The organism is Rheinheimera muenzenbergensis (assembly GCF_036984005.1).
GTDB lineage: Bacteria > Pseudomonadota > Gammaproteobacteria > Enterobacterales > Alteromonadaceae > Alishewanella > Alishewanella muenzenbergensis.
This window is the reverse complement of the sequence record NZ_JALAAR010000006.1, coordinates 33,870-46,413: the sequence shown is the minus strand read 5'-3', so window position 1 is coordinate 46,413 and position 12,544 is coordinate 33,870. Positions and strand designations below refer to the sequence as shown.

Below are 12,544 nucleotides of genomic sequence, written 5' to 3'. Positions count from 1 at the left end.
TGTCTCTTGCTACTGCTGCGATTTTAATAAAAGTAACTTACGCCGCTCTTTTTTGTCAGGTTTAGTGTCCGGATGCGGCGCAAAAAGGCTGTTGGTTTTGCGTAATTCAGCACGTTTCAGCCGTTGTTCAATGCTGTCTGCGGTTTCTTCATATAACTGCTGCGCCAGAGGTGCCGCCAGCCGCTTGTCTGACAGGCCGAGTATAATGACGATTTTTTCATCTGAACCTTGTGTAACGCGTACTGTTGCGCCAAGTTCTACCGTTTTACTGGCTTTGCAGCGCTGGCCATTATAATGTACTTTACCGCCGTCGATCATCTCTTTCGCCAGAGCGCGGGTTTTATAAAAGCGGCAGGCCCAAAGCCATTTATCTAATCGTAACGTTGGGCTGCTAGGCTGTGGGGCTGAGTGACTGTGCGACATATTTCCTGCGGTCATAGCGAACTAAGATCGCCATTATAGAGCCAAAGCAGTGGTTTTGGTTGCGTAATATCGCTTTTTGTCGTTAATGTATTGTAAACTTGGCGCCCCGACTTGTTGGCGCTAGCGCAACTGGGTAAGATAATTTTATGTTGAACAAAGAAGTGCCAAATGAAATCAGTACTTGATACATCTCAGCTGTTATCACAGCTGCAGCGGATACCTCTGACCCGGTTGCGACAGGCACTTGAGCTGGTGTTAGTGCTGTGTCTGGGCTGGTTACTGGCAAAAGTAACCTGGCAACTGTTACCAGAGACGCAAACAGGCAGCGGTTTGGTGGTTATAAACCAGCAAGCCGCCGCAACTGAGCCGGTTGGTGTAAGTTTGGCGGCGTTAGTTGCACCTAAGTTGTTTGGTACTGCCAGTGCGCAGGCGGTCAAAACAGTAGAGCCGGTGGTAACCGAAGCGCCGAAAACCTCGCTGAATGTGAAGTTAACCGGTGTGGTTGCGCTGGCCAGTGATCCTGGCGCCGGTAGTGCTATTATCGAAAGCCGTGGCAGTGAGGCGACCTATGCCGTGGATGATCAAATTGACGGTACTAATGCCCGGCTGAAACAGGTATTGGCTGACCGGGTTTTGATCCAGCAGGCCGGCCGTTTTGAAACGCTGATGCTAGATGGTATTGAATACACCAAAATTGCCCAGGCCAATGCAGGTTTGGGCCGCGCTGATGAGCCGGCCTCTGAAATGGATGGCGATATGGCACCGGTGCCAGAGCCGATGGAAATGCAGCCGCTGCAAGCGAGTGAGCAGCTGGACGCCCGGCGTGATGAGCTGATTGCTGAACCGATGAAGTTTTTTGACTATATCCGGGTGTCGCCACAACGCAACAATGGTCAGCTAAGCGGTTACCGGCTGATGCCGGGTAAAGATCCGAGTTTATTCGCCCAGCTTGGTTTGCAACCCAACGATCTGGCGATAGAAATAAACGGCATCGCCTTAAACGATATGCAACAGGCAATGAACGTGATTAATGAATTGCGTGATGCCAAAGAAGCGGCAATTAAAATAGAACGGGATGGTGAGATCAGAGATATTCTGGTTTCGTTGTCACAATAATTATTACAACGAATTGGTTATATATTAATGAAATCAGGGCAAGTTAGTTTATTTTCCCGCCGCTCGCTGGCCAGTTTACTGGTTGCCGCTGCGCTTAGTGTCAGCATTGCTATACCGGCTGCTTCTGTTGCAGCGCAGGAAGAAGTAATGTACTCGCCAAACTTTAAAGGCACCGATATTAATGAGTTTATTAATATTGTTGGCATGAACCTGCAAAAAACCATCATAGTTGACCCCCAGGTGCGTGGCCGCATCAATGTGCGTAGCTATGAGATGCTTAATAAGGAACAGTACTACCAGTTTTTCCTTAACGTATTGGAAGTGTACAGCTTTGCCGTGGTGGAAATGGACAACGGTATTTTAAAAGTGGTGCGCAATAAAGATGCTAAAACCAGCAATATACCGGTAGTCAGCGATGAAAACCCTGGCCAGGGTGATGAAATGGTGACCCGGGTAGTGCAGGTGCGTAATGTGTCGGTGCGCGAGCTGTCACCTCTGTTACGCCAATTTAGCAATCAGGCCGGTGGCGGCCATGTGGTGCACTATGATCAGTCAAACGTGATTATGATGACTGGCCCGGCAGCGGTGGTAAACCGGCTGGTGGATATTATTCAGCGGGTAGACAAAGCCGGCGATCAGGAGCTGGAAATTGTTAAGCTGCAATATGCTTCTGCGCCCGAGATTGTGCGTATCCTGGAAAGTATTTATAAAACTCAGGGCCGTGCTGAGCAACCGGATTTTCTGATCCCGAAAATTGTTGCTGACGAGCGCACTAACAGCGTTATTGTCAGTGGTGAATTGCAAGCGCGGCAACGCGCTATTGAACTGGCAAAGCGGCTCGATTCAGAGCTGCAAACCAGCGGTAATACCCGGGTGTTTTATTTAAAGTACGCCAAAGCGGAAGAGCTGGTGCCGGTATTAAAGGGCGTCAGTGATTCTATCGTGGCTGAAGTGCAGGGCGCTACTGCGGCTGCCGGCCAGGCGGCGCGTGGTGCAGCCACTCAGGGCCGGGCGATTAGCATTGAAGCGCACGCCGATAGCAACTCACTGGTGATCACCGCCCAGCCAGATATGATGCGTTCACTGGAAGAAGTACTGCGCCAGCTCGATATCCGCCGTGCTCAGGTGCTGGTAGAAGCCATTATTGTGGAAGTATTTGAAGGCGACGGCACTGATCTTGGCGTGCAGTGGCTGAATAAAAATGGTGGTGGTACCAATTTTAGAAATGGCAATACCATTCCCATTATCGATGTAGCTGGCGCAGCCCTAGCTGCACGGCCAACGAAAAACCCGCCGCGAGTTGAACAATCAACAATTGAAGGTGTACCCAGTACTTTAGTGCCAGTGCCTGATACTGAAGGTAATTATGAGCTTGTTGGTAACTTGTTAGGTGGTTTAAACGGCGCCATGGTGGGCTTTGTCAGCGGCGACTGGGCGGCAATTTTACAAGCTGTGCGCACCAGCACCAACTCTAATGTGCTGGCGACGCCGCATATTACTACCATGGATAACCAGGAAGCGTTTTTCCTGGTGGGGCAGGAAGTACCGGTAATTACCGGCTCAACCACCGGCTCTAATAATACTAACCCGTTCCAGCAGGTACAACGGCAGGAGGTGGGTATTAAGCTAAAAGTGACACCGCAAATTAACGAAGGCGACGCGGTGCAATTAACCATTGAGCAGGAAGTATCCAGCATTGGCGGTGCCACGGCGGTGGATATCACCATTAATAAGCGCGAAATAAAAACTACCGTAATGGCCGATGACGGCGCTACTGTCGTGCTGGGCGGCTTGATAGATGAAGACGTGCAGGAAAGCGAGTCTAAGGTACCGCTGTTGGGCGACATTCCTATTCTGGGGCATTTATTTAAATCGACCAGTGTCAGCAAGAAAAAACGTAATCTGATGGTGTTTATTAAAGCCACTATTGTGCGTGAAGGCTCGGCCATTTCCGGTATTTCGAAGACCAAATACAACTATATCCGCGCCGAGCAGTTAAAGCGCGAGGAAGAAGGCATCCGTTTAATGCCGAGCACCAAACAGGTGGTGCTGCCAGAATGGGATGATTCCTTAACTCTGCCGCCAACTTTTGATGAATACATCAATCAGCAACCGGTTACCGATGGCACCAAATCAGGGAAGCAGGACTGATGGACGTGCTGGAAACCGAACAGGTAAAACCGGCCAGCCACCGTATTCGTCTGCCGTTTGGTTTTGCCAAACGCCATGGCGTTTTGTTGCAGCAACAAGCGCAGGGCTGGCAGTTGTATATTCACGCCGCTACCGCTCCGGCTGCGGTACTGGAAGTGCGGCGGATGCTGGCCGAGCCGTTTCAGATCAGCCGTTTGTCGGCGGTAGAGTTTGAAGCCCTGCTGGAAGCCAGTTATCAGCGTGACTCCAGTGAAGCGCAGCAGTTGATGGAAGACATTGGTAACGAGGTAAATTTAGCCTCGCTGGCCGATGATATCCAGGAAAGTGAAGATTTGCTGGAAAATGAAGACGACGCGCCCATTATTAAGCTGATTAACGCCATGCTGGGCGAAGCCATTAAATTAGGCGCATCAGACATTCATGTTGAAACCTTTGAAAAAGCGTTGATAGTGCGGTTTCGGGTTGATGGCATTTTACGCGAGGTGCTGCGGCCAAACCGGCGCCTATCCAGTTTGCTGGTATCGCGCATTAAAGTAATGGCCAAGCTGGATATTGCCGAAAAACGCGTACCGCAGGATGGCCGTATCAGCCTGCGCATTGCCGGCCGTGCTGTTGATGTGCGGGTGTCTACCATGCCGTCTAGTCATGGCGAGCGGGTAGTACTGCGTTTGCTGGATAAAAATAACTCACATCTGGATCTGGCTGATCTGGGTATGACGTTATCGGTGCAGCAGGCGTTTTCGCAGCTGATCTTAAAACCACACGGTATTATTCTGGTCACCGGCCCTACCGGCTCGGGTAAAAGTACTACCCTGTATGCCGGTTTAACTGAGATAAACACTAAAGATCGCAATATTCTTACCGTAGAAGACCCGATTGAATACGAGCTGGAAGGCATAGGCCAAACCCAGGTTAATACCAAGGTGAACATGACCTTTGCCCGTGGCCTGCGCGCTATTTTGCGGCAAGACCCTGATGTGGTGATGGTGGGCGAAATCCGCGATCTGGAAACGGCACAAATCGCCGTGCAGGCCAGTTTAACCGGCCACTTAGTGTTATCGACACTACATACCAACACCGCCTCTGGTGCCATCACCCGGCTGGAAGATATGGGCGTTGAAGCGTTTTTGCTGTCATCAAGCTTACTCGGTGTACTGGCACAAAGGCTGGTACGGACACTGTGCCCACATTGTAAAGCGCCGCATGAACCGGATAAAGAAGAGCGTAATTTACTGGGGATCAGTAAAAAAGATGGAGAGGTGATATACCGGGCGGCTGGCTGCGAACACTGTAATCATAGCGGCTATCGCGGACGTACCGGTATCCATGAGCTGCTACTGGTCGATGAGCATATTCGTGAGCTTATCCATAACGGTAAAGGCGAGCAGGCGATTGAAAAATATGTACGCCAGCATAGCCCCAGTATCCGCGCCGATGGCTTTAGCAAGGTGCTTAAAGGTGAAACCACACTGGAAGAAGTGCTGCGTGTAACCCGCGAGGATGTGTAATGGCAGCCTTTGAATACCAGGCGCTGGATGCGCGCGGTAAAACCACTAAAGGCGTACTTGAAGCCGACAATGCCCGCCATGCCCGAAGCCTGCTGCGTGAACAAAAGCTGGCTCCGGTAAGCGTTACGCTAGCCTCACAGCAGGAAAAATTGCTGGCCAGTGGCAAACAGTGGTTTAAACGTAAAATTTCAGCTTCCGAGTTGGCTTTGCTAACCCGACAGTTAGCTACTTTGGTTGAAGCCGCACTGCCAATTGAAGGTGCCTTGCTGGCCGTGGCGGAGCAGTGCGATAAGCCACGGCTGAAAAACATGATGATGACAGTGCGCTCTAAGGTAGTGGAAGGCTACAGCCTGGCTGAAGGCCTGGCCGAATTCCCGCATGTGTTTGATCATCTGTTTCGCTCTATGGTGGCGGCGGGGGAAAAATCCGGTCATTTGGATCAGGTACTAAACCGGCTGGCTGATTACACCGAGCAACGCCAGCATATGCGTAATCAAATTCTGATGGCGTCGATTTATCCGGTGGTAATGGTCGTTGTGGCGCTGGCAATCATCGGTATTTTACTGTCGTTTGTGGTGCCGAAAATCACCGAGCAGTTTGAATATATGGGCCAGCAGTTACCGGCCTTAACCCGCTTTATGATAGGTGCCAGTGAATTTGTGCAGAGCTACGGCATATGGTTGGTGCTGGCGATAGTACTGGCAGTATCGTTGTGGCAACGGCTACTGAAAAAACCGGCGATACGGCTTAATTATGACCGGCGTTTGCTGCGCTTTGGCATCATAGGCCGTATAGTGTCCAGTATTAATACCGCGCGCTTTGCCCGTACCCTAAGTATCCTGAATGCCAGTGGTGTGCCGCTGCTGGAAGCTATGCGCATCAGCGCGGATGTGTTGTCTAACAGCCATATGAAAAACAGCGTAGCAGAAGCCGCAGCACGGGTGCGTGAAGGCACTTCACTGCGCACAGCGCTGGAGCAAACCAAGCTGTTTCCGCCTATGATGCTGCACATGATAGCCAGTGGTGAAAAGAGCGGTCAGCTCGATGGTATGCTGGAGCGGGCAGCCAATACGCTGGATCGGGAATTTGAAATGACAATGACAGTATCACTGGAAATTTTTAAACCGGTGATCGTGATTATTTTAGCCATAGTGGTGTTTCTGATTGTGTTGTCAATTTTGCTGCCAATCCTGGAACTGAACAATATGATAGGACGTTAAGATGAAAAAAAGTGCCGGTTTTACCCTGTTAGAAGTGATGGTGGTGATAGTGATCCTGGGCATTATTGCCAGTATGGTAGTGCCAAATTTGCTGGAAAATAAAGAAGCTGCCGATCAGCAAAAAGCCATGGTGGATATACAGCAGCTGGAAGCCGCGCTGGATATGTATAAGCTGCGTAACGGCTTTTATCCGGTTACCGAGCAGGGTTTGCAAGCCCTGGTGGTAGCGCCGACGTCACAGCCCACGCCGCGGGTGTTTCCGGACGGCGGTTTTATTAAACGTTTGCCGAAAGATCCCTGGGGCGAAGATTATATTCTGGTAAGCCCGGGGCAACTGGGCAAGATAGACTTGTACACCAAGGGGCCAGACCGCACAGCCGGTACCGAAGACGATATTGGCAACTGGGCCGAGAATGACGAGAGCAACCGTTAAGGCTGATGATGCGCCTCCGCCCTGCTGCCATCGCTGGTTTTACCCTGCTGGAGTTAATGCTGGTGATCCTGCTTGTCGGCTTGCTGGCAACTATGGTTACGCTGAATTTCAGTGGTGAGTCGCGCCATGAAAAACTCAGCAAAGAAGCCGAGCGGTTTCAGCAAATTACCCAGTATGTTGCTGAAACAGCGCTGTTAAAACAGCAGGAGTGGGGTTTATACGTGCTAACTGATCGTTACGGCTTTCTGTATTACGACTACGACAGCGCGAAATGGCTGGCCGCTGAAGAACCTGACGGATTGCGTGAACACAAGCTGCCGCAGGATATCAGTATGACTCTGGAATTGGATGGCCTGGAAGCTGCTGAAGATAACCTGCTATCACAACTTGACTGGCAGTTGGATGAAGAGCAGCAAGACGCTGAGGAGCAGCAGGATATACCGGTATTGCCGCAGGTGTTTATCTTATCATCAGGGGAAATTAGTCCGTTTAAACTACTGTTTGCTGAACAATCTGAGCTGCAGCCTCTGTACAGTGCGGTCAGTACCGACTTTAGCATACCGCTGAAGCGCAGTGATGTGTCGGCAGAACAACCATGAAAAGCCGCGGTTTTACCTTGCTGGAATTGTTGGTGGCGATGGCGATTTTCGCTACTGCCGGTGTCGCTATTATGCAGGTCAGCTCGGCGCATGTGCGTAACCTGACACAAATCGACGAGCTGATGATGGCACGTTACATTGCCGACAATCAGATGCAATTGGCTATGCTGGATAAAGAGTGGCCCGGCAAAGACAAACAGCAGGGTGAAGTGGAGATGGCTAACCGTAAATGGTTGTGGCAGCAGCTGCGAACTAAGGTGCCTGATGAAGACTTAAGGCTGGTACAAATTAGCATAAGCCTGGCCGATGCACCGCAGCAGGTGATATTTGAATTAAGCAGCTACAAGGGGAAACCCGGTGCTTAATATCGCTACTGCGCGCAACTGTCGCGGTTTTACCTTTATTGAAATGTTGCTGGCCGCGGCTATTTTTGCGCTGGTGGGCCTGGCGTCAGTAGCGGTGCTGCAAACGGTAAGCCGCACCGATGAGTTATCACGTGACAGCAGTGAACGGTTAACCCAGTTGCAGCATAGTATGCTGATGCTGGAGCGCGACTTTATGCAAATAAGTGTGCGCCATGTCCGGCTTGATGGTGAAGCGGCACAAAAGAATCGGCTGTTTGGTGAGAAGTTTTTGCTTGATAGCGAAGACCATGGTGTCAGCTTTACCCGGCAAGGCTGGCGCAACCCGGGCATGATATTGCCACGCAGCGAAATTCAAACCGTGGCCTACCGCTTGCAGGATGGCACTTTACAGCGCTTGTTTACGCTGTATCCGGACGCGGTTACCGGCACTGAGCCGAAAGTACAACTGTTACTCAGTGGCCTGAGCGGATTTGAGCTGCATTACCTGCAGGGCGAAGAATGGCTGGAACGTTGGCAGGATGCCAATTTTCCTGCCGCAGTGCGGATAACCCTGACTGACGAACATTTAGGTAAGATGGAACGCATCTTGATGTTACCCGACGCTAATGTTGCGGCGGCAGCAATCGGGGGGCGTAACTAATGACTAACCCAGGCGCGCAGCGCGGAGTGGCGCTGGTAGCAGTATTGATGATTATCGCCATAGTTGTTGTGATAGCCGTCGATATGACAGGCCGTTTACAGCTGCAGTTACAGCGCCAGCAAAACCTGCAACAGCAGCAACAGGCATTTTGGTATGCCATGGCGGGTGAGCAGTTTAGCCGGGTGTTGCTGGCACGCACCCTGGCCGGTGAAGACACCGTTAACCTGTCACAGGACTGGGCGCAACAAGGGGCCAGCTTCCCGGTGGATAACGGTGACATTGCCGGCGAAATTACCGATTTACGCAGTTGTTTTAACTTAAACGCGTTACAGAATGTGGTACCGCAAAGCGGCGGCAGAATTGAACAAACCGCCGCGCAAAAAGCCTTTACCCGTCTGTTAGAGTTAACCGGGATTGAGCTATCCTTGCCGGCCGAGTATCTAAGCGCCCGGTTAGCCGACTGGCTGGACGAAGACAGTTTGCTCAGTACAGCCGGGAGTGCCGAGGATGATGATTATGCAGCGCTGCGATTTCCGTATTACAGTGCCAATACGCAAATGGCCAGCGTGTCTGAGCTCAGGGTGATATTGGATGTGACACCGGCAGATTATCAGGCCTTGCTGCCTTATGTTTGCGTAGTACCGGAAGACAACCGCTTGCTGTTAAACGTGAATACGCTGACTGCTGATAATGCAGTATTACTGGCAGCATTGATCCCGGAGCTCACCGAACAAGCAGCAGGCGAGATAATTGCCGATCGGCCGGAGCAGGGCTTTGCCAGCTTAGACGAGGTATTGGCCAGCGCCCAGTTAAGCGCAATAACAGTACCGGATGAAGCAAAAACGATGCTTACGGTGAAATCAGACAGTTTCCAGCTGGTTGCCACGGCAGGCTATCTGGACAGCGGTTTTATATTAACCTCAGTACTGAAAATAAATGAGAATAATCAAGTCAGGGTATTGGCCCGGCGATTTGGAGGCCAGGGGTGAGTGAACAGTTAGTTATCCGCTTAGGCAGTGTGCCGCAGCAAAGTATTAGCTGGCTGGTGTGGTCGGCGCAGCAAGAAGTTATCGCCAGCGGTGAATTAGCCAGCGCTGATGAGTTACCGCAGCTGGCGCAGCGGCTAGGCCAGCGCCCGGTTATTGCCCTGGTGCCGGCGTCAGACGTGCAGTTAAAGCTGGTGGCTTTGCCAGCCAAGCCAAGCCGGCAGTTAATGCAGGCATTGCCCTACATGCTGGAAGAAGAGCAGGCAGAAGATATTGAGCAGTTGTTTTTAGCCAGCGGTGCCACCGAGCAACATGACGGCCAGTATAGCCAACAGGTGGCTATTTGCCGGCGCGATAAACTGGAGCAATGGCTTCGCTGGTTACAGCAAGCCGGTTTCAGTGTCAGCCGCATGGTACCCGATGCACTGCTGCTGCCCGAGCAACAGCTGCCGGCCTGTATTCAGTTACATGAACAATGGTTACTAAAACAAAGCCGCTGGCAGGTTGCTGCAGTAGATTTAAGCTGGTGGGCCGACTATTTGCAACTGGCGGCTTTGCCGGTTCTGCACAGTTACAGCCCCTGGCCGGCGGAAGTCAGCCAACCTCATCAGTTAGCAGAGCCGGAGTTGCCTCTGGCATTGCTGGCCAGTCAGTTGCATAGCAGCAGCTTTAACCTGTTACAGGCTGAATACAAACCAAAACGGCAACGCACAGGCAAGTTTGATAAATGGCGCAGTAGCGCGCTGCTGTTATCCGCCACTCTGCTGGTGTATTTAGTGTCGCTGAGCCTGCACAACTGGCAGCTGCAACGTGACGCCCAGGCCATACAGCAGCAAACACAAGCCTTGTACCAACAGATGTTTCCTGGCGAACGGATAGTAAATCTTAATCTGCAGTTGCAACAAAAGCTGACGGCAACTTCTGGCTCTGCCGAGCAGAGCTTTTTAGTTTTACTGCATAGTTTGCAGCAGCAACTGGCATTGGTAAGCGATATTAAGCTGGAAAATTTACGCTTCGATGGTAAACGCAACGAGCTACGCTTTCAGGCGAGTGGAGAGGGGTTTCAGAGCTTTGAAAAACTTAAAGCCGCACTGGAACAAGCTGGCTTTAGCGTTGAGCTGGGAGCGCTGAGTAATGACGGCGGCAAAGTACAGGGTAGCGTAGCGATGCGGGGTCGGGCATGAAGCAACTGCAACAACAAATAGTCACCTGGTGGTTGGGTTTACAACAGCGCGAACAGCGGCTGGTCGGTGCGGCTGCGCTGGTGTTGCTGATAGGGGCGTTTTACTGGTTGTTATGGCAACCGCTACATCAGAGCCGGGAGCAACAACAGCAACGACTGGTAGCAGCTGAGCGTCAGCTACAGCAATTGCAGCGTCTGGCACCACAGCTAAGCGCATCGGCTAAGGTTAGCCGCAGCGAAGGCAGTGTGGCACAAATTATCAGTAACAGTGCCCGCAGCAACGCTATCAAGGTAAGCCGGATGCAACCGCAGAACAATCAGTTAACCCTGGTACTGGAAGATGTCAGTTTTGATGCCTTGCTAACCTGGTTGCATGCGTTGCAATACCAGCACGGTGTTAAGTTGGTTAATTTAGATCTGGCCACTGCCGACGCCCCTGGTCTGGTGCGGGTGCGCCGCATGGTCGTGGAGTAAGCAGGCAGTATGACAAAAGCTAAACTTATTTTTATTGGCGTTACCGGTTATGTGCTGTTCAGCTTAATACTGATGCCAGCCAGCTGGCTGATCAAGATGTTGCCAATGCCGGCAGAGCTGAAATTGGGCCGGGTATCCGGCACAGTGTGGCAGGGTGAGGTAAGTGCGGTGCACTATGATAGCTTAGCGTTTGACCGCCTGAGCTGGTCGCTGAACGGCTGGGCACTGTTTAGCGGCAAGGTGCAATTGGCGTTGTACAGTGGCAGCCTGCAAAACCCGGCGTTACCCTATATTAAAGGCGATGTCAGCTATGGTTTTACCGGCGCAGCGCTGAACGATACCATGCTAACCCTGCCGGTGAGCCAACTGCTGCCGATGTTATCCTTGCCAATGCCGGTAGACGCCAGCGGTACCCTGGTACTGGATGTCAGTGCTTATCAGCAGGGACAGCCACGATGCCGTGCGCTAAATGGCAGCGCCAGCTGGCAGGAAGCACGGTTGCAAACGCCAACCGGTAATTGGCTTGATCTGCAAAACCTGTTTGGTACTTTGAGTTGCGATAATGGCACTGCAGTGCTCAGTACCGATGGTGAAAACGTGCTGGGGCTGGAGATTAAAGCGGTAGCCAATGCGGAGCAATTACTGGTAAATGGTACGTTAAAGCCATCGGCCAATATGCCGCAGGAAGTACATCAGGCCATGCAATTTCTTGGCAAGCCCGATGCGCAAGGCCGTTATCCTATTCGGTTTTAAACTGACAAGCATAATTGCGGATATCATCCAGCAATACGCTGTAATCAGTAATCGCCGGATACTCAGTGATCTGCCGGCTTAATTGCTGGCTGTCCGGATTGGCAACTGCCAGCAGGTGTTTTATACCAAAGTCCTGCGCTGCTTTTAAAATTGGCAGGCTGTCATCGACAAACAAAGTGCGCTCGGGATCAAAACCGAGCCGCTGCTGCAACTTTTGCCACAGTGCCCAGTTTTCTTTAGTGACACCAAATTCGTGGGTCGAGATCAGCGTATCAATATAACTGGCCAGTTCGGTACGTTCGATTTTCAGTGACAGGCTGTCCGGATGAGCATTGGTTACCAGTACGATATCGCGACCGCTGTGTTTTAACGCCCGCAGAAAATCCGGTACATCGGCGCGCATGGCAATTTTATGCATCACTTCACGTTTTAACTCGGTGATGGGAAGCTGCAGGCGTTTGCCCCAGTAATCCAGACAATACCATTCCAGCTTGCCGGTAAGTTCAGCATATTCAGCTTTAAGTTGCGCTTCGGCGTCTGCGACGCTGATGCCGCTGATTTGCGCCCAGCGCAAAGGTAAATGCTGCAACCAGAAATAATTATCAAAATGCAGGTCCAGCAGGGTGCCATCCATGTCCAGTAACACGGTATCAATTTGTGCCCAGTTCAGCATAGGTTTTTCCCGCTAATCGT

14 protein-coding genes are annotated in these 12,544 nt (G+C 51.5%); 12 read left to right on the top strand and 2 right to left on the bottom strand.

Features of this window, described 5'->3' with window-relative positions; all coding sequences use genetic code 11:
- Nucleotides 1–9: 9 nt before the first annotated feature.
- Complete coding sequence (gene hslR / locus MN202_RS08655) at nt 10–423, bottom strand: ribosome-associated heat shock protein Hsp15 (RefSeq protein WP_335735708.1); 414 nt, start codon at nt 421–423, stop codon at nt 10–12.
- Between the two features lie 168 nt (nt 424–591).
- On the opposite strand from hslR, the gene gspC reads away from it, so the two are divergent.
- The 12 genes from gspC to MN202_RS08595 are packed head-to-tail and all read left to right on the top strand — an operon-like array spanning nt 592 to nt 11,851.
- Nucleotides 592–1,539, top strand: coding sequence for a type II secretion system protein GspC (gene gspC / locus MN202_RS08650; RefSeq protein ID WP_335735707.1), 948 nt, complete (start codon nt 592–594; stop codon nt 1,537–1,539).
- Nucleotides 1,540–1,566: 27 nt separating this feature from the next.
- Nucleotides 1,567–3,690, top strand: coding sequence for a type II secretion system secretin GspD (gspD, locus tag MN202_RS08645; protein WP_335735706.1), 2,124 nt, complete (start codon nt 1,567–1,569; stop codon nt 3,688–3,690).
- The gene (gene gspE / locus MN202_RS08640) at nt 3,690–5,198 is read left to right on the top strand and encodes a type II secretion system ATPase GspE (protein ID WP_335735705.1); all 1,509 of its coding nucleotides are present in this window, start codon (nt 3,690–3,692) and stop codon (nt 5,196–5,198) included. Before gspD ends, gspE begins: the two co-directional genes overlap by 1 nt.
- Nucleotides 5,198–6,418, top strand: a complete 1,221-nt coding sequence (gene gspF / locus MN202_RS08635; RefSeq protein ID WP_335735704.1) for a type II secretion system inner membrane protein GspF — start codon at nt 5,198–5,200, stop codon at nt 6,416–6,418. Before gspE ends, gspF begins: the two co-directional genes overlap by 1 nt.
- Nucleotide 6,419: 1 nt before the next feature.
- Complete coding sequence (gene gspG, locus MN202_RS08630) at nt 6,420–6,851, top strand: type II secretion system major pseudopilin GspG (RefSeq protein ID WP_335735703.1); 432 nt, start codon at nt 6,420–6,422, stop codon at nt 6,849–6,851.
- Between the two features lie 5 nt (nt 6,852–6,856).
- The gene (gene gspH / locus MN202_RS08625) at nt 6,857–7,450 is read left to right on the top strand and encodes a type II secretion system minor pseudopilin GspH (RefSeq protein ID WP_335735702.1); all 594 of its coding nucleotides are present in this window, start codon (nt 6,857–6,859) and stop codon (nt 7,448–7,450) included.
- Nucleotides 7,447–7,815, top strand: a complete 369-nt coding sequence (gspI, locus tag MN202_RS08620; protein ID WP_335735701.1) for a type II secretion system minor pseudopilin GspI — start codon at nt 7,447–7,449, stop codon at nt 7,813–7,815. The genes gspH and gspI overlap by 4 nt, the downstream gene beginning before the upstream one ends.
- Nucleotides 7,808–8,455: a type II secretion system minor pseudopilin GspJ gene (gspJ, locus tag MN202_RS08615; RefSeq protein WP_335735700.1), complete on the top strand. Its 648-nt coding sequence runs from the start codon at nt 7,808–7,810 to the stop codon at nt 8,453–8,455. The genes gspI and gspJ overlap by 8 nt, the downstream gene beginning before the upstream one ends.
- The gene (gene gspK / locus MN202_RS08610; RefSeq protein WP_335735699.1) at nt 8,455–9,444 is read left to right on the top strand and encodes a type II secretion system minor pseudopilin GspK; all 990 of its coding nucleotides are present in this window, start codon (nt 8,455–8,457) and stop codon (nt 9,442–9,444) included. The genes gspJ and gspK overlap by 1 nt, the downstream gene beginning before the upstream one ends.
- Nucleotides 9,441–10,625, top strand: coding sequence for a type II secretion system protein GspL (gene gspL / locus MN202_RS08605; protein ID WP_335735698.1), 1,185 nt, complete (start codon nt 9,441–9,443; stop codon nt 10,623–10,625). Before gspK ends, gspL begins: the two co-directional genes overlap by 4 nt.
- Complete coding sequence (locus MN202_RS08600) at nt 10,622–11,098, top strand: type II secretion system protein M (RefSeq protein WP_335735697.1); 477 nt, start codon at nt 10,622–10,624, stop codon at nt 11,096–11,098. Before gspL ends, MN202_RS08600 begins: the two co-directional genes overlap by 4 nt.
- Nucleotides 11,099–11,107: 9 nt before the next feature.
- The gene (locus tag MN202_RS08595) at nt 11,108–11,851 is read left to right on the top strand and encodes a type II secretion system protein N (RefSeq protein WP_335735696.1); all 744 of its coding nucleotides are present in this window, start codon (nt 11,108–11,110) and stop codon (nt 11,849–11,851) included.
- Here the strand turns inward: MN202_RS08595 and yrfG are convergent.
- Nucleotides 11,838–12,524, bottom strand: a complete 687-nt coding sequence (gene yrfG, locus MN202_RS08590) for a GMP/IMP nucleotidase (RefSeq protein ID WP_335735695.1) — start codon at nt 12,522–12,524, stop codon at nt 11,838–11,840. The genes MN202_RS08595 and yrfG overlap by 14 nt on opposite strands.
- Nucleotides 12,525–12,544 lie beyond the last annotated feature (20 nt).